The following is a 15,574-nucleotide window of genomic DNA, read 5'->3' as shown; positions in this document are numbered from 1 at the left end:
GCACTCGATGTTCGATCTCTCGCTCCTGACTGACGCCGCCAGATTCATGACCCTGCCGATGCTGTTCGACGGCGGGCTGGTCCTGCTGCTGGGCGTGACCCTGCTCTATGTCGGGCGGCTCAACCGCCGGATCGGCGAGCTCAGGCGCGAGCGCGCCCATTTCGATGCCGCGATCGAGCGCTTCGCGGGCGCCGCTGCCGACACCCACCGGGCGATGGCCGAGCTGCGCCAGATGGCCGACGGGGAGGGCCGCCTCCTGCAGGATCAGGTCAAGAAGGGTGCCGGCATCGCCGAGGATCTCGAATTCCTTATCGGCCGCGCGACCTCCGCCGCCGACCGCCTCGAGGGCGTCATCGGCCATTCCCGCCAGGCGGAGCCGCGCAAGAGCGAGGCCCGGGGCGCCGAGCCCAAGGGCATGGCGTTCCCGGCCCGCGAAACGGCCGCCGCCGCGCCCAAAGCCATGGCTTTCCCGGCGCGCAACCTGACGGCCGCGCCGTCCAAGGATATGCCGCACACGAACCCGCGCGACCTGTCGAAGGCGACGGCGTTGGCCCGCGCGATCGTGGGCGACCGCAACGAGCTGGAACGCAGCGCCGTGCGCGGCGGCCCCTCGACGGTGACGCGCCGCCCGATCGCGGTCGAGAACCTCCCGGAAGGCGAACGCGCCTTGCTCAAGGCCCTCGCGGGCCTGCGCTGAACCCCGAAACCCGCACCGGATCGGTCGATCCGGTGGCCCGAGCCTAGAGAGTGCCGCGATCCATGCGCCTGCGCGTCCTTCCCGTTCTGCTGTTCTTCGGCACCGCGCTCTTCACGCTGCGCGTCGGCACGATGTGGCAGGACGCGTCACTGATGGCCGGCAGCCCGACCGAGGCCCAGACCCCGGCGGCCCCGCTTTCGACAACCACGCCGCCCGCCGCGCCCGCGACGACCGCTACCGTGCCGGCGGCGACCGCGCCGGCCGCCACGACCCAGACGGCGGCGGCACCTGCAGCAACGACCGCTCCCTCGACTGCGGCGCCTGCCGCCGCGGCGCCCCCGGCCGCCACCCCGACCGCGGCGGCGCCCGCAACCACAGCCGCCGCCACGGCGCCTGCAACCACGCCGCCGAGCTCCGCCGGGACGCCGGCGGCAGCGCCGGCGCCCGCGCCGGTCGCGGCGGCGGGCCCGGCGCAACAGAGCCTCCTCGGACAGCCGCAGACGGCCTCCGCCGCCGCGCCGACCGGCGTCGACGGCGCGCCGCCCGATCCGACCGGGGACACGGCGGAACAGGACAATCCGTTCAATTATTCCGACAGCGAGATCGAGTTGCTGCAGGATCTCGCCAAGCGGCGCGACGAGCTCGACAAGCGCGCGGCGGCGCTCGACCAGCGCGAGGCGCTGCTGACCGCGACCGAGCAGCGCATGGATCAGAAGCTGGCCGAGCTCAAGGCCGTGCAGACGCAGATCGAGTCCGGACTGCAGCAGCAGAAGGACGCCCAGGACGCGCAGTATAAGAGCCTGGTCAAGACCTACGAGACCATGAAGCCCAAGGATGCGGCGCGGATCTTCGACAGCCTCGAGATGGCGGTCTTGATCGAGGTCACGCAGCGCATGAAGGAAGCCAAGCTTGCACCGGTCCTGGCCGCCATGGATGCCACCAAGGCCCAGGCCGTGACCGTCGAGCTGGCGGCGCGGCGCGCGCCCACGGTGCAGTGAATCCTTTCGGGATCGGAGCCGAGATCGCAGCCGTTTACGGGCACTTAACCAGCGGCCGGTAGTCTCTTATCCGCGACCCGCCTGCCTTTTCTAACGGCCCAATCGAGGAAGCTGATCGATGTCCATCGACATGCATATGCCGATCCTGATCGTCGACGACTACAAGACGATGCTCCGGATCATCCGCAACCTGCTGAAGCAGCTCGGCTTCGACAATGTCGAGGAAGCGACCGACGGCAGCATGGCCCTGACCAAGCTGCGCGACAAGGGTTTCAGCCTGGTGATCTCCGACTGGAACATGGAGCCGATGACCGGCATCCAGCTCCTCCGCGAGGTCCGTGCGGATTCGAAGCTGAAGGATCTGCCCTTCATCATGATCACGGCCGAGAGCAAGAGCGAGAACGTGATCGCGGCGAAGGAAGCGGGCGTCAGCAACTACATCGTGAAACCGTTCAACGCCGCGACGCTCAAGCAGAAGCTGACCACCATCCTCGGCAATTTCTAGGCCGGGATCATCATGGCGCGCAACAAACCCGCTGCCGACAAGGAACTGGCCGCCAAGCTCGCCGCCGTCGAGCAGGAGCGCAAGCCGGTCGACGCGCGCGAGCTGATGGCCATGGTCGAGGGCATCGTCGCGTCCATGGAGGGTGATCTTTCCCCGATGAGCATCAAGCTTTACGCCGAGCTGGAGCAGCTCGCCAATTTCATCCAGAAGGCCAAGTCCGAGATCGCGCAACTGCGCCCGGACGAGATCCGCGACCAGCATCTGCAGACCGCGACGGACGAGCTCGAGGCCATCGTCGGCGCCACCGAGGGGGCGACCAACGGCATCCTCAGCGCGGTCGAGCAGATCGAGAACCTCACCAGCGAGATGCCGCCGGAAGTCGCCGAGAAGGTCTCCGAGGCGGTCACGCAGGTCTACGAGTCCTGCAACTTCCAGGACATTACGGGCCAGCGCATTTCCAAGGTGGTGAAGGCGCTGCAGCATATCGAAGCCAAGGTGGACGGGCTCCTGGCAGCCTTCGGCGACGAGATGACGAAGCATCGCAAGGACGAGGCGGCGCAACCGGAGGCATCCAAGCAGGATGCGCCGAGCGACCAGGCCCTTCTCAACGGACCTCAACTTCCGCAGGCAGCGAAGGGCCAGGCCGACATCGACGCGCTCTTTGCCAGCCTCGGTTGACAGCAGGGCGAGCGCGAACGGCCCCTATCCGACTGCCGGCTCCTCCGGGACCCGGGCGCCGCGGACCCACGCGCTGGCGCTGGGCCCACATGCCGCGGCGCTGCACCGCGCCCGCCACGGCCATCGGCAGACGACGCCGCCCTGGCTCATCAGCTATGCCGACCTCATCACGCTGCTGCTCTGCTTCTTCATCCTCCTGACCGGCGCCAGCCGCGTCGAGCAGCACGATCTTCAGCCCGTCATGGCCAGCCTCGCCGACCAGTTCTCGGGCGTGCTCGATCGCGGCACCCAGACCCAGGAGGATGGCGCCAGCTCGATCGGCGACGTCCGCCTGGTCAAGGAGCGGGTCCAGTCGCTGATCGCCAATGCGATGCCGCTGGCCCGGATCCGTCACTCCAGCGAATCCAACCGCCTCGAGGTCGAGTTGCCCGAAAGCCTGCTGTTCCAGCCCGGCGCGGACGATCTGAGCGCGCTCGGCCGCTCGCGCCTCAAGAACCTGCTGGCGGTGATCCAAGTGGGCGCCGCCGCCACGCCCTATCGGCTGGAATACCGGCTCGCGCAGACGGACAGCGCCGCGCACTGCGCCGCCGTGCTCGGCAGCGAGACGATGGCGGCGGGGACGAAGGCCGCGGGCGTCGGCGTCGCCATCGACAAGGCCGGGACGGCCGGCAACCTGATCCTGCGCATCGAGCTCGGCGGCAAGGCCGACGAAGGAGCGGCTCCATGACTCTCATGTCGCGTCACAATTTCCGCAACGAGGGCCAAGCCAGCCAGGCGCGCACGCTCTGGCTCTACACGCTCAGCGACCTGATGAGCCTGCTGCTCTGCTTCTTCGTGCTGCTCTTCGCCATGTCGCAGACCGAAAGCGGCAAATGGCAGCAGGTCTTCGGCGTGGCCGAGCATGACGACGTCGCCATGACGGCCGAGCAGCGGGCCGACAAGGAGGCCGACCGCAATGCCGTTGCCCTCTCCGAGGCGCGCGATGCCAATTATCTGCAGGCGCTGATGACGGAGCGGTTGGCGCATCTCTCGATCGGCGTGCCGGTCGCGATCTCGCGCGTTCCCGAGGGCGTGCTGCTGACAATGCCGTCCGATCCGCTGTTCCCGGGCGGGCCCGCGCGCGACAATGCGGCGCTCGCGACCCAGCTGGCACCCCTGGCGGGCCTGCTCGCCAGCGTCCCCAACAACCTTTCGGTCGTTCTGTCCTCGCCCCGTTCCGCGACGCCCGAGGCCTGGCGCTCGGTGCTGGCGCGCGGCCAGGCCTTCAGCGATGCGCTGGGCCATGCCGGCCTCGATCATGTCGGCGCCATCGAAACCCGCGACCTGCCGGGCGCGGGCGCCCAAATCGCCCTCCTGCTGCATGACCGGAACAACGCGCCATGATCCTGCGCCGCCGGCTCGCTCGTTTCCTGATGGGACTGCTGCTCGCCGCCCTGGCGATGGCGGCCACGGGCGCGCGCGCCGACGAGACGGTCCGGACCCGCGGCTGGGTCCATGAGAAGGAAGGCTTCGGCCGCCTGGTGTTCGACTGGGCCGGCGCCGTCGGCTACAGCGCGAAGATCGACGGACAGACCCTGACCGTCGAGTTCGACCGGCCCGCCAGCTTCGCGACCGACCGGGCCCTGAAGCTCCTCGCCCCTTACATCGCCGGCATCGCGGAACAGACCGACCGGCGCCTGGTGCTCACCCTCACGGGCCCCTGGAAGCTCAAGAGCTTCTATGACGGCACCAAGGTGGCGCTCGATCTCTATGGCACGCCGCCCGCGCTCGCCAAGACGGCACCGGCCAGTGTCGCCGCACCGGCGCCGTTGCCGGCCGCGGTCGCGACAGCCACGCCCTTGGCCACCCCGCCGCCGGCCGACAGCAAGATGCCGCCGCCCACGGCCGCGACGACGGCGACTCAACCCACGGCTCCGCCCGCTAACGCCACCACCGCCGCCCCGGTGGTGAAGCTGCGATTCGGGCAGCATGACGGCTACACGCGGCTGGTCCTCGATTTTCCCGAGACCGTTCCCTATCGCGTGGACCGCCAGGGCGACGACGCGCATATCGTGATCGGCGCGCCGGCGCGCCTGGCGCTCGACGGCAATGTGAGCTCCTGGCCGGCGCCGCTGAAGGATCTTCATGCCGATGGCAGCGAATCGAAACCGGTCCTGACGCTCAATCTGGTGCCGGGAACGACCCTCAAGGATTTCCGCGACGGGCCGCGCATCGTGCTCGATCTGGCGCCCGGCACCGCCCCTGCGGCTTCGTCGGCGGCGCCAGCGGTGGCACCCGCCGCGGCTCCGACGACCACAGCCGCGACGACCTCCGCCGCAACGGATCATGCCAATGCGGCGCCGGCGACCGCCGACAGCGCCGCGCCGCCGGTCGACAATGCCGGCCAGCCCAAGCCGCTGCTGCCGCCCAATGCGATGACCGCAGCCGATCTGCTGAACGGGGCCTCGACCGCGACGCCCATAGCGTCCGCGGCGAACGCGAAAAACGGGCCCGAGATCGACAGGCTGCCCGCCGATCCTGGCGCGCCGCCCTTGACGGTCGCGGTCGTTCAGGCGGGCGATGGCCCCACGCTCACATTCTCCTGGAAGGATCCGACCGGCCTCGCGGTCTTCCGGCGCTCCGGCGCCTTGTGGCTGGTGTTCGACAAGCCGGCCCGCTTCGATCTTTCGGGCTTCTCGGCACCCGGCCTGGACGCGTTCGACAAGGTCGCCCAGCTCGGCGGCACGCCGGCGGCCCTGCGCCTGGTCGGTGCCGACGACCTGGCGGCCCTGCCCCGTCGGGAAGGCAATAGCTGGATCGTCGATCTGCGCCCGCAGGCCGAGGGGGCCGCGACGCCCATCCCCGTCACCTCCGAGCCCGACGCGGCGCCGCCGCGCACGGTGCTGAAGCTGGTTTCCGCCGGCGAACCGATGACGCTCAGGGACCCCGAGGTCGGCGACCAATTGACGGTCGTCACCTCGACCGAGCCCGGCCTCGGTGTCGAGCCGGCGCAGGGCCTCCCCGCCTTCAAGCTGCTGGCGACGGTGCAGGGCATCGCCGTCGAGCCGCGCCAGGACGGACTGCAGATCGTCAAGACCGCCGAAGGCATCGCCATCACGACCGGCGCCAATCCGACCCTGGCGCCGGTCGCCTCGGCGGCGAAGCCGGATGCGGCCGCCGACGACACCCCGCCGGACGGGCCGGCGGCGACCGAGCGGCTGTTCGATTTGCCGGCCTGGCGGCGCGAGCAGGAAGGCGATTTCGCGACGGTCGAGGCCAGGCTCAAGGCCGCGGTCGAAGCGGCGCCCGAAGACAAGCGCGAGATCGCGCAGCTCGATCTGGCGAGATTCTATTTCGCGCACGGCCGCGCCGCCGAGGCGGGCGGTCTCATCGATCTGATGGGCGACGAACGCAAGGAGCCGCTGCTCGATCCCCAGCCTCTTCTGATCGAGGCGGCGTCGGCCTTCCTGACCGGCGATCCGGTGGCCGCCGGTTCGGCGCTCAATCAACGCGCGCTCGATGGCGAGCTCGAAGCCGATCCCTGGCGCGGTGCGCTCTCGGCGCTCAAGGGCGACTGGGCCAAGGCCGCTGCCGACTTCCAGGAATCCGAGGCGCTGATCGACGACTATCCGCAAGCCGTGCGGTTCCAGCTGCAATCGCTGGCGGTCGAGTCCGCGATCCAGACGCAGGATGCGGCGACCGCCCATGACGGGCTCGACAAGCTCAAGGCCGATCACCCGACGCCGCCGCAGGAAGCGCGCATCGCCTTCCTCGAAGGCCTGCTCGCGCGCAGCGAGGGCAACGCCCAGGCGGCGACCGCGGCCTGGGCCGGCATCGGTCCCCAGGCCGACGCCGACACGGCGGCACGCGCCGAGTTCGCGCGGGTCGATCTCGCGCAGGAGACCGGCGCCATCACCGACGCCGAGGCGATCAAGCGGCTCGAGGCGCTGCGCTTCGCCACGCGCGGCAGCCTGATGGAATTCCCGCTGCTCGAACGGCTGGGCGAGCTCTATCTCGCCGACGGCAGGCCGCGCCAGGGGCTCGAGCTCCTGCGCCAGCTCGCCAGCCATTTCCCGCAGCATCGCGACCTCAACAAGGTCATGGCCGCGATGACCAAGGGCTTCCGCGACGCCTTCCTCGGCCCAGCCGCGAAGAAGCTCAAGCCGCTGGAGGCGATCGCGCTCTATGGCCAGTTCAGCGAGTTGACGCCGCCGGGCGCCGAGGGCGGCGAGATCGCCATGGCGTTGGCCGACCGCATGATCGATATCGACCTGCTCGACCGCGCCGACGCGGTGCTGCTCGACCAGGTCCGCCACAAGCTGACGGGCGTCGACAAGGCGCGGGTGGGGGCCAAGCTGGCCGAGGTGCGTCTCCTCGACGAGGATCCGGACCAGGCGCTGGCGGCCCTGAAGGAAAGCGGTGCGCCCGATCTGCCGGCCCCGCTGGCGGCCGACCGCCGCCGTCTCGAGGCGGAGGCGCTGCATCGCACGGGCCGCAGCCTCGAGGCGCTGGCGCTGCTGGCGAACGACCAGGACCCCGACGCCGGCAAGCTCAAGGCGCGGATGTATTGGGAAATGAAGGAATGGGCCCTGGCCGCGCAGGAGTTCGACCGGCTGCTCGCCGGCGCCGACGCGCAGCAATTGACGCCCGATCAGGCCGAATGGGGCCTCGCCGACGCGATCGCGCTCTCTCTCGCCGGCGACAAGTTCAAGCTCGCCGAGCTGCGCCAGAAGATCGGCCCCGCCATGAAGGAAACCGCGCAAGGCCCGACCTTCGCGATGCTGACCGACCCCGACAGCGATCCGGAATCGCTGCTGGCCACCAAGCTCGCCGGCGTCGCGCGCTTCGAGAGCTTCATGACGGACTACAAGGCAAAGCTGAACGCCGCGGCGCCGAGCACGAGCCAGGCGCCGGGTACTGCGCCGGCGGCGACCGCGGGCGGGTAAACTGACGCATAGGCAAATGATCCGGTTTGGATTGTAGCTATGGCGATGTTCATTCCAGGAATTCGGTGTTCAATCAGCGGACGGGCTATTCCGTCTGCCGACCAAGCCGTTGCCTTTCCCGCTTTCATCGCGAACGAAGCAGACCCTCTATATGTTTTCAGCGATGCTGTGGTCCATATAGATGCATTTCGTGCGCATCCACTCTCTGCGTTGGTGCAGTCACGTTACGAAGAGGCGCGAGTAAGATCAGCGCCCGCGAATCGTCAATGCGTCATTTGTCAGAATCTAATCCGAGACCCAAAGGATTATTTGGGCCTGGGACATCTGGTTAGCGAACCAAACCATCCGCTGTCGGGCTTCAACTATGCCCATTTTCATAGGCACTGCCTTTCTCAATGGACGGTCTTGCCGGATTTGATTGCCCGATTGAACAGCCTAGAAGACTCCGGAGCATGGAAGGGTCATGCGCTGAAGCGGCTAATCAGTCAGCTTCGTGCCCCGTTGCATAGATCCGCGACAACCGGTACCAGATTCTGGAACACGTTCTAATGAAAGACAGATGGGCTAGCGCAATTCTGGTCAACGAGTCCTCCCGCGCCGATTTACCTGGCGATATCACATTATTTCACTCGCCTTCTGCTGCGGAATCCAAGTTGGAGGCGGTAGATGTGCGAAATGGTGAATACTTCGCGTTCACACTCGCTGGGCGTCGACTTAATCTCTCGCTGGACGGAGGCATGGTCAAAATTAGGGCCGCTCAGGACGACAGCGACTACACAAAAACGGTCCGGCAGCTCCTAGAGGTCATAGGATATCGGGTGTTGGATGCCCGGCGGAGAGAAAGCAAAGAACAGAGCCTCGACGTGTCCATCCTGTCGACAGACGGGTTGGTAGAATTAATTGGCTTCTATAACAGGGAATGAGTTGCTGAATTGGCACGCTTGTTCTGAGATAGAAAGCGCTTAGGTTACCCTACGGCCTGTTGGCGGATTAGGTGGCCGGTGCCAGCCCCTGGGCGAAGTGCTGAAAATCTCGATGCCGGTCTCGTTCATACCCATGGAATGCAATCCGCGGTAGAGATGTCACATGCGATGGAAAGTCGCCTGCATCGTTGCGGTCCTATTGCTCGTGGGAAGCAACCTCTTCTGGATCTACAACATGGTAGATCTCGGGGTCACCTATTCCTATCAGCAGGACGCCTTGGATGGTTATAAGTCCAATGCGGAGACGCTGGCCCGCATCACGCAGGCGTTGGCGCCGAATCTGAGCAGGGACGAGTTTCTCGCATTGACGCATCGGCTTTATGCCGACGCGGACATCCTTGACAAGGACGGAGCGATTTGGGTGGCTGGCGTCGGGTTTGTGTTCGACGGTGATCGGCTGAGGAAGATCAACGCGGCTCCATGGGTAGAATGACAAACGATTCGCTCTTGGCTCCGAAGCTCGCCAGCGTGGCATGCTGCAAGAGCTCACGCCCGACCAGGCCGAATGGGGCCTCGCCGACGCGATCGCGCTCTCTCTCGCCGGCGACAAGTTCAAGCTCGCCGAGCTGCGCCAGAAGATCGGCCCCGCCATGAAGGAAACCGCGCAAGGCCCGACCTTCGCGATGCTGACCGACCCCGAGAGCGATCCGGAGTCACTGCTGGCCACCAAGCTCGCCGGCGTCGCGCGCTTCGAGAGCTTCATGACGGACTACAAGGCGAAGCTGAACGCCGCGGCGCCGAGCACGAGCGAGGCGCCGGGAACGGCGCCGGCGGCGACTGCGGGCGGGTGAGTCGGCGCACCACTGATATCATCTGGCCGATGCAATAACAGCGAGCCGATTGAGATGGCAAGAATGCCCATTCAGTTGTCGGCCACTTTGACTATTGGAAGATGATCGGTTGCTGACGTTGCAAAGCGAGGTCCGCCAATTCTTGAATGCGCTGAAGCAGAAATTCGCCATCTACGTCTATGAAAGACTCAAAGGCATTTCTTGGATTGAGACCACAGGACTTTGCAACGGCCCTTTGCCAGTCGGATGCATACTGGACTGTGGGTCGCATTTTTAGATTTCGGATGATCTCAGCAAGTTCGCCGCGAAGTTTTTCACAGTCGGCAACTGACCACTCACCGTCGCAATCGGAATGCAAGATGAGCGTTGGAAATCTGGAACCAGCTCTCTGCGTTTCCAGTTCACGAACAATAAAATCGCGCAACACGTTAAAGTCTGAGTAGGAGCCCACATCGACTCCGCCTACGTCTTCATCGTTCTCGAAAATGCAAAGATAGAGGCCCATACCTTAGGTTTTTTCCACACTGATAATTTTCGGCAGTACCTTGGCGAGATTCAGAAGTGTAGGGTCAACTACGCAATGTTTCGGAACGACAATTACTAGTTTCTTTGCAGTTTCCGTCGCCCTGAATGCAAGCAATTTCACCTGATACGTCGCCCGAATCCTGGATAAGTTTTTTATCAGTATAATTTTCTCCGACGTCTCCGCGTCGGCCCGCGCGCCGCAAGGCACTTGGTGTCTGGTGTATCTGAACTGCATCGCGTCAAGATACCCTTGGGTTGGATTTGAGCCGCGAGCACCGCGCCTTCGCGGTAGCTGACAATAGCCGGTCGGTCCGCGCTTGAGCCGGCAACTGCGCTTCCATTCCATAGGCGGTTGGTGCCAGCCCCGGGCGAGGCCGTAAGGATTTCGACGTCGCTCTTGGCCTCTTCAATGGAATTTTACCGCACCGACAGCGACTTGTCGCGCGTCACGGCGGTTCAATGGTCGCCCGGGGCGCTTCGACGTTGAGCATGTCGCTCTTTCCGCCGTCGGCCTATTCCGCCGCTGTCGCGGCCTCCGCCGGTTTGGCCTCCAGCGCCCCCGCCACGGCATCATCGACCTTTTCCAGCCAGATGAATTCGAGTTTGTTGCGGGCGTCTTCGGGGATGTCCTCGTAATCCCGGCGGTTGCGGGCCGGCAGCATGACCCGGGTGAGCCCGGCGGCTGCGGCCGCGACGACCTTCTCCTTGATGCCGCCCACGGGCAGGACCAGGCCGCGCAGGCTGATCTCGCCGGTCATGGCCGTGTCGTTGCGCACCGTCCGGCCGGTGAAGAGCGACGTCAGGGCGGTGAACATGGCGACGCCGGCGCTGGGGCCGTCCTACGCCACCGATCTCGCTTCCACCGGATAGGGCGGCCGGCGCCAGCCCTTGGGCGAGGTCGTGAAGATCTCGACGCCGGTCTCGGTCACGCCCACGGAATGCTCGAACGGGGCCGAGAGCGAGCGGCCGCGCGTCGCGACGCTCTAACGGTCCTGATCGGCATCTTGCGATCCTGCCATCCACATGTCCCCTCACCGAGCCGCTATGTCGGCGGATGAGCGGTCCGACAGCAAACATGTTTGTGCTGTTACAATGACCGGGCACCGATCCGGCATGAACGGAGAGGCTTGAAGTGCGCTCTCGAAAGAGGGAAGCTGATCTCGTGAGTGCATCGCCCCATTGAGATGATCCCCTCTGCTTGAAGAGGGGTCCGATCGAGCGCCCGACATGGCCGATATTCGATCCAAGAGATTGATGGGCTCCGTCCGCAGCCGCGGCCTGGTGGCAGGCGCGTCGCTCCCGGTTTTCTCATTGAACGCCGCTGCCATGCGCTCGATCCGCGAGACGGCGGCAACGCCGTTCCGCGCCGGCAAGATGCTGGCCCTCACGGACTCCAGCCCGCATCTCTGGTTCAGTCCCTGACGAAGCGCCGGCCGTCTCCCGGCTGAATCCACCGTCTTCAGCCATTACCGTTTGACCGTTTCAGGACAACCGACTCCTCTCGGGCAGTGGGGCAACGCTTCCTATTGCCTGCGGGTCGGCTTCAAGGAGGCAGCAATGCAGGATTATTTACGGAAGCAGATCGACTGGCCGCAACCCTTCTCGGGCCAGGAATATGCCGACCGCCTCGCGCGCGTCCGGAACGCGCTGCAGAACGCCAAGCTCGACGCGATCTATGTCACCACGCCGGCCAACCTCACCTGGCTGACCGGCTACGATATGATCTGGTACCACACGCGATGCCTGACCGGCCTTCTCATCCGTGCCGACAGCGACCATGCGGTCTGGTTCGACAGCGTTGGGCATACGACGATCGTATCGCTCACGCCGACGATCAAAGACGTCGTCTGGTGCCGCAGCGAGAATGTGACGGAGCTGGTGCGGCTCGTCGTCGACGAGATCGGCAAGCGGATCTCCGATAAGTCGAAGATCGCGCTCGAACCTTGGGGATATTCGCCCCATGCCGACGTGATGAACGCGGTGAAGTCCGGGCTCGAATCGAAAGGCAAGACGACGTCCGACGCGTCGACGCTGATCGAGCGCCTCCGCCTGGTGAAGTCGCCGGACGAGATCGCGGTCGTCCGGCAGGCGGCGACGCTGGCGGACAATGCCATGGCGGCGGCCCGCGACATCCTCGCGCCGGGGATCATGGAAACGGAGATCGAAGCGGCCATCATGTCCAGCCTGATGCGCCAGGGCGGGGGCTATCCCGGCATCCGCAGCATGATCGGCTCCGGGCCCCGGGCAGGGACGCATCACAGCGCCGCGACGCAGCGCAAGGTCAAGAAAGGCGATCTCGTCTTCGTCGACTTCTGCAGCTCGCTGCATCGCTATCATGTGAATCTGAATCGGACCTTCACGCTGGGGAAACCGGATTCGCGCTGGGGCGATCTGATGAAGGCCTCGGCCGGCTGCGTCGACAAGATCCTGGCCAGCGTCAAGCCGGGCGACCCCTGGAGCAAGGTCGCCACGGTCGGCGAGGACTATCTCGTCAAGCACGATATCCACAAATACATCTGGTGGCAGGGCGGCTATGCGCTGGGGATCTCCGTGCCGCCGGACTGGGTCGGCTCGTTCTTCGCCGATCCGCTTGCGGGCATCGACGACCAGCCGCTGCAGCCCGGCATGGTCTTCAACTACGAGAACCAGTTCGATGTCTGGGAAAATTGGGACGGCGGCAGCGGCGCGGCCTATATCGAGACGCTTCTCGTCACCGACAGGGGCCTGGAGGTGCTTTCGAAGCTTCCCCGCGATCTCATCCTGGTCTAGCCGAGAACGACGAAGAATCCGGGAGGTGCGCGGCCGGGCTGCGTGCCTCCCCGGTCTCTGACTCCGACTTCGCCTCGAGGAGCCGACAAAGAATGAGCAACGACCCATCATCGCGCGACCGCCTGTTTCCCCGGGAGTTGGCCGACGAGTTCCGTCACCATGTCTTCGGCCCGCACAGCCCGGCCCTTCGGGTGATGCTCAACCGCCTGCGCAGTCAGCAGGGCGAGGAGGTCTTCGTCCTGGTCTGCCTCGAGCCCTTCAGGAAATGGGCGCTGGCCCGGAAATCGCCGAAACGGGGCGCGCCGGTCGCCCTGGTCCCCGGCGTCACCTTCGCCAGCGCTGCAGAAGCCGAGTGGGAGGTCTTCAAGCGGCTCTGGCAGCAGCGGACCGGGGAGGCGCTGTCATGAATACGCAGCTCCCGAAGAAGCGGCTGGTGGGATATGCCGACCGTCACAGCCTGCGCGCCGGCGAGACCATCCGGTTCAAGGTGTCGTCCGACGGCATTGCCCGCTATCGCGCCGAGATTGTGAAGCTCGTCTCGGGCGACCATCATCCCGACGGTCTGGGCTTCATCGAGAAGCCGGTCGAGACGCCAATCACCGGCGACTACGTCGGGCGCCACCAGGTTCTGCGCGCCGGGTCCTATGGCATCGTCCCCGCGGTCGAGGATCTCGACCGCATGGAGAGTTTCACGATCCAGGCCATGATCTGGCCGACCGCCCCCGGAGGGCGCCGTCAGGCGATCGCCTCGCGCTGGATCGATGCGTCCCGGCGCGGCTTTACCCTGCTGCTGGACGATCATGGCGCGCTGGCCTTCGAAGCCGGTGACGGAACGCGTGTCGAGCGGATCGGCACGGACCGGCCTCTGCCGCTCCGCCAATGGACATTCGTCGCCGCGGCCTATGACGCGGAATCGCGGACCCTGCGTCTTCACCAGGACAGCGCCGCGAGCACGGGATGGAATCCGGCGCCGATCACGACGGAAGCGGTCCTCCCGGTGGTGCCGCAGCCCGAAGCCGGATCGCCGCTGCTCATCGCGGCCTGTCTGGAACGGTGGACGAACGGCGCGTCCGTCGCCACGGCCCATTACAACGGCAAGATCGACGCTCTTCGGCTCTCCGATCGGGCGTTGACCCGTGCCGAGATGGAAGCTGTCCTGCGCCCCACGGGCTTGCCCTCTCACCTGCGGGGATGCTGGGACTTTTCCAAGGCGATGACGACCGATCGGATTCTCGACATCTCGGCCGATCGCCGGAACGGGAGGCTCGTCAATCTGCCGGCAAGAGCGATGAAGGGCTTCAACTGGGATGGTTCGCAGTTCGATTGGAAGGTGGCGCCGGAGCAGTACGGCGCCATCCATTTCCATGACGACGATCTCTATGACGCGGAATGGGAGACCGATTTCGAGTTGACCGTTCCCGCCGGGCTGAACAGCGGGGTCTATGCCGCCAAGCTCACGGGCGAGGGCGACACCGAATATATTCCCTTCGTCCTGCGCCCGACGGCGGGTAGGGCATCCGCCGAGACGCTCGTCCTGCTGCCCACGGCCAGCTATCTGGCCTATGCCAATGAGCGCGCAGGCCTCGAGGGCGGCGGCCGGCTCCATGCCTTTGCCAATCACCTCACGTCATTCGGCGCCGGCGATCTCTGGCTCAACGATCATCCGGAAGTCGGCGGGTCGCTCTACGACACGCATAGCGATGGAAGCGGCGTCTGCTACAGCTCCCGGCTCAGGCCCATCATCAATTTCCGGCCGGGGATCACGAATTCATGGATCGGCTCGGGCGGCGGCGCGCCCTGGCAGTTCAACGCGGATCTCGCCTTGATCTCGTGGCTGGAGGCGAAGGCCATTCCCTATGACGTCGTCACCGATGAAGACCTCCATTATGGCGGCTACCCGACGCTTTCCGGCTATCGGGCCGTCCTGACCGGCAGCCATCCGGAATATTATTCGAAAGAGATGTATGAGGCGCTGGAGACCCATCTCGGTCGCGGCGGCCGGCTGATGTATCTCGGCGGCAATGGCTTCTACTGGCGCATCGCCTTCCATTCGTCACTGCCGGGCGTCATCGAGCTTCGGCGCGCGGAGGACGGCATTCGCGACTGGGTCGCCGAAGGCGGGGAGTATTATCACAGTTTCACCGGCGAATATGGCGGCATGTGGTCCCGCATGGGCCGTCCGATCGCGGCGCTGGCCGGCGTGGACATGGCGGCGCAGGGATTCGATGTCAGCTCCTATTTCCGCCGGATGGCGGCGAGTCGCGATCCCCGGGCGGCCTTCATCTTCGCCGGTATCGAGGACGAGATCATCGGCGACTTCGGCACGGTCGGGGGAGGAGCTGCCGGAATCGAGCTCGACCGGTGCGATTTTTCAAATGGATCGCCGGCGCATGCCCTGGTGGTCGCCGCCTCGGAAGGGCATTCGGACACTTATTTCCCATCGCCGGAGCATATCAACAATGCCAATCCCGCCATGGACGGCACGCAGAACTCGGATGTGCGGGCGGATATGACCTTCTACGAGACGTCGTCGGGGGGCGCCGTATTCTCGACGGGATCCATTTCCTGGATTGGTAGCCTCACCTTCAACGGCTGCAGCAACAATGTGTCGAAGGTGACGGAGAATGTGCTGCGGCGGTTCCTCGATCCGACGCCATTCTCCCATCCGCTGGATTGAGGCCCATGTCGCCGAGCGCGCTTCCA

At 65.7% G+C, this 15,574-nt stretch carries 16 protein-coding genes; 14 read left to right on the top strand and 2 right to left on the bottom strand.

Annotated features, from left to right (window positions below; all coding sequences use genetic code 11):
• Positions 1–7: 7 nt before the first annotated feature.
• The 10 genes from FRZ44_RS17670 to FRZ44_RS17620 all read left to right on the top strand — a co-directional run bounded on the left by FRZ44_RS17670 (position 8) and on the right by FRZ44_RS17620 (position 9,577).
• On the top strand, positions 8–697 hold the full coding sequence (locus tag FRZ44_RS17670; protein WP_151178429.1) for a DUF6468 domain-containing protein: 690 nt from the start codon (positions 8–10) through the stop codon (positions 695–697).
• Between the two features lie 62 nt (positions 698–759).
• Complete coding sequence (locus FRZ44_RS27065; RefSeq protein ID WP_191908157.1) at positions 760–1,695, top strand: MotE family protein; 936 nt, start codon at positions 760–762, stop codon at positions 1,693–1,695.
• A gap of 118 nt (positions 1,696–1,813) precedes the next feature.
• Positions 1,814–2,200: a response regulator gene (locus tag FRZ44_RS17655; protein WP_151178426.1), complete on the top strand. Its 387-nt coding sequence runs from the start codon at positions 1,814–1,816 to the stop codon at positions 2,198–2,200.
• 12 nt (positions 2,201–2,212) lie between these two features.
• Positions 2,213–2,878 carry a protein phosphatase CheZ gene (locus FRZ44_RS17650; protein WP_151178425.1) on the top strand — a complete coding sequence of 222 codons (666 nt, stop codon included), beginning with the start codon at positions 2,213–2,215 and terminating at the stop codon, positions 2,876–2,878.
• The gene (locus FRZ44_RS17645; RefSeq protein ID WP_191908156.1) at positions 2,862–3,605 is read left to right on the top strand and encodes a flagellar motor protein MotB; all 744 of its coding nucleotides are present in this window, start codon (positions 2,862–2,864) and stop codon (positions 3,603–3,605) included. Before FRZ44_RS17650 ends, FRZ44_RS17645 begins: the two co-directional genes overlap by 17 nt.
• Positions 3,602–4,261: a flagellar motor protein MotB gene (locus FRZ44_RS17640; protein ID WP_151178423.1), complete on the top strand. Its 660-nt coding sequence runs from the start codon at positions 3,602–3,604 to the stop codon at positions 4,259–4,261. The genes FRZ44_RS17645 and FRZ44_RS17640 overlap by 4 nt, the downstream gene beginning before the upstream one ends.
• On the top strand, positions 4,258–7,803 hold the full coding sequence (locus FRZ44_RS17635; RefSeq protein WP_151178422.1) for a hypothetical protein: 3,546 nt from the start codon (positions 4,258–4,260) through the stop codon (positions 7,801–7,803). The genes FRZ44_RS17640 and FRZ44_RS17635 overlap by 4 nt, the downstream gene beginning before the upstream one ends.
• A 548-nt stretch (positions 7,804–8,351) precedes the next feature.
• Positions 8,352–8,726: a hypothetical protein gene (locus FRZ44_RS17630; RefSeq protein WP_151178421.1), complete on the top strand. Its 375-nt coding sequence runs from the start codon at positions 8,352–8,354 to the stop codon at positions 8,724–8,726.
• 163 nt (positions 8,727–8,889) lie between these two features.
• A complete protein-coding gene (locus tag FRZ44_RS17625; RefSeq protein ID WP_151178420.1) occupies positions 8,890–9,219 on the top strand; it encodes a hypothetical protein in 330 nt (109 codons plus the stop codon).
• A 40-nt stretch (positions 9,220–9,259) separates the two neighbouring features.
• Positions 9,260–9,577, top strand: coding sequence for a hypothetical protein (locus FRZ44_RS17620; protein ID WP_151178419.1), 318 nt, complete (start codon positions 9,260–9,262; stop codon positions 9,575–9,577).
• A 91-nt stretch (positions 9,578–9,668) separates the two neighbouring features.
• Here the strand turns inward: FRZ44_RS17620 and FRZ44_RS17615 are convergent, their stop codons facing one another.
• Entirely contained in the window at positions 9,669–10,082 is a 414-nt protein-coding gene (locus tag FRZ44_RS17615) for an Imm70 family immunity protein (protein ID WP_151178418.1), read from the bottom strand.
• Positions 10,083–10,614: 532 nt separating this feature from the next.
• Positions 10,615–10,917: a S16 family serine protease gene (locus FRZ44_RS17610; protein ID WP_225308315.1), complete on the bottom strand. Its 303-nt coding sequence runs from the start codon at positions 10,915–10,917 to the stop codon at positions 10,615–10,617.
• Between the two features lie 412 nt (positions 10,918–11,329).
• Here FRZ44_RS17610 and FRZ44_RS17600 point away from each other — a divergent pair, with 412 nt between their 5' ends.
• The 4 genes from FRZ44_RS17600 to FRZ44_RS17590 all read left to right on the top strand — a co-directional run bounded on the left by FRZ44_RS17600 (position 11,330) and on the right by FRZ44_RS17590 (position 15,548).
• Entirely contained in the window at positions 11,330–11,524 is a 195-nt protein-coding gene (locus FRZ44_RS17600; RefSeq protein ID WP_151178417.1) for a hypothetical protein, read from the top strand.
• Between the two features lie 135 nt (positions 11,525–11,659).
• On the top strand, positions 11,660–12,871 hold the full coding sequence (locus FRZ44_RS17595; protein ID WP_151178416.1) for a M24 family metallopeptidase: 1,212 nt from the start codon (positions 11,660–11,662) through the stop codon (positions 12,869–12,871).
• 92 nt (positions 12,872–12,963) lie between these two features.
• A complete protein-coding gene (locus FRZ44_RS27060) occupies positions 12,964–13,278 on the top strand; it encodes a hypothetical protein (protein ID WP_191908155.1) in 315 nt (104 codons plus the stop codon).
• Positions 13,275–15,548: a N,N-dimethylformamidase beta subunit family domain-containing protein gene (locus FRZ44_RS17590; RefSeq protein ID WP_191908154.1), complete on the top strand. Its 2,274-nt coding sequence runs from the start codon at positions 13,275–13,277 to the stop codon at positions 15,546–15,548. Before FRZ44_RS27060 ends, FRZ44_RS17590 begins: the two co-directional genes overlap by 4 nt.
• Positions 15,549–15,574 lie beyond the last annotated feature (26 nt).

Origin of the sequence: Hypericibacter terrae, assembly GCF_008728855.1 — a bacterium.
Lineage (GTDB): Bacteria > Pseudomonadota > Alphaproteobacteria > Dongiales > Dongiaceae > Hypericibacter > Hypericibacter terrae.
The sequence above is the reverse complement of the archived record's forward strand: the minus strand, read 5'-3'. Positions and strand labels throughout refer to the sequence as shown.

Excerpts from the sequence above, each read along its gene's own strand:
- FRZ44_RS17595 (WP_151178416.1), top strand. The coding sequence starts at position 11,660 with ATGCAGGATTATTTACGGAAGCAGATCGACTGGCCGCAACCCTTCTCG.
- FRZ44_RS17625 (WP_151178420.1), top strand. The coding sequence starts at position 8,890 with ATGCGATGGAAAGTCGCCTGCATCGTTGCGGTCCTATTGCTCGTGGGA.
- FRZ44_RS17635 (WP_151178422.1), top strand. The coding sequence starts at position 4,258 with ATGATCCTGCGCCGCCGGCTCGCTCGTTTCCTGATGGGACTGCTGCTC.
- FRZ44_RS17610 (WP_225308315.1), bottom strand. The coding sequence starts at position 10,917 with ATGTTCACCGCCCTGACGTCGCTCTTCACCGGCCGGACGGTGCGCAAC.
- FRZ44_RS17655 (WP_151178426.1), top strand. The coding sequence starts at position 1,814 with ATGTCCATCGACATGCATATGCCGATCCTGATCGTCGACGACTACAAG.
- FRZ44_RS17590 (WP_191908154.1), top strand. The coding sequence starts at position 13,275 with ATGAATACGCAGCTCCCGAAGAAGCGGCTGGTGGGATATGCCGACCGT.
- FRZ44_RS27065 (WP_191908157.1), top strand. The coding sequence starts at position 760 with ATGCGCCTGCGCGTCCTTCCCGTTCTGCTGTTCTTCGGCACCGCGCTC.
- FRZ44_RS17670 (WP_151178429.1), top strand. The coding sequence starts at position 8 with ATGTTCGATCTCTCGCTCCTGACTGACGCCGCCAGATTCATGACCCTG.
- FRZ44_RS17600 (WP_151178417.1), top strand. The coding sequence starts at position 11,330 with ATGGCCGATATTCGATCCAAGAGATTGATGGGCTCCGTCCGCAGCCGC.
- FRZ44_RS17640 (WP_151178423.1), top strand. The coding sequence starts at position 3,602 with ATGACTCTCATGTCGCGTCACAATTTCCGCAACGAGGGCCAAGCCAGC.
- FRZ44_RS17620 (WP_151178419.1), top strand. The coding sequence starts at position 9,260 with ATGCTGCAAGAGCTCACGCCCGACCAGGCCGAATGGGGCCTCGCCGAC.
- FRZ44_RS17650 (WP_151178425.1), top strand. The coding sequence starts at position 2,213 with ATGGCGCGCAACAAACCCGCTGCCGACAAGGAACTGGCCGCCAAGCTC.
- FRZ44_RS17630 (WP_151178421.1), top strand. The coding sequence starts at position 8,352 with ATGAAAGACAGATGGGCTAGCGCAATTCTGGTCAACGAGTCCTCCCGC.
- FRZ44_RS17615 (WP_151178418.1), bottom strand. The coding sequence starts at position 10,082 with ATGGGCCTCTATCTTTGCATTTTCGAGAACGATGAAGACGTAGGCGGA.
- FRZ44_RS27060 (WP_191908155.1), top strand. The coding sequence starts at position 12,964 with ATGAGCAACGACCCATCATCGCGCGACCGCCTGTTTCCCCGGGAGTTG.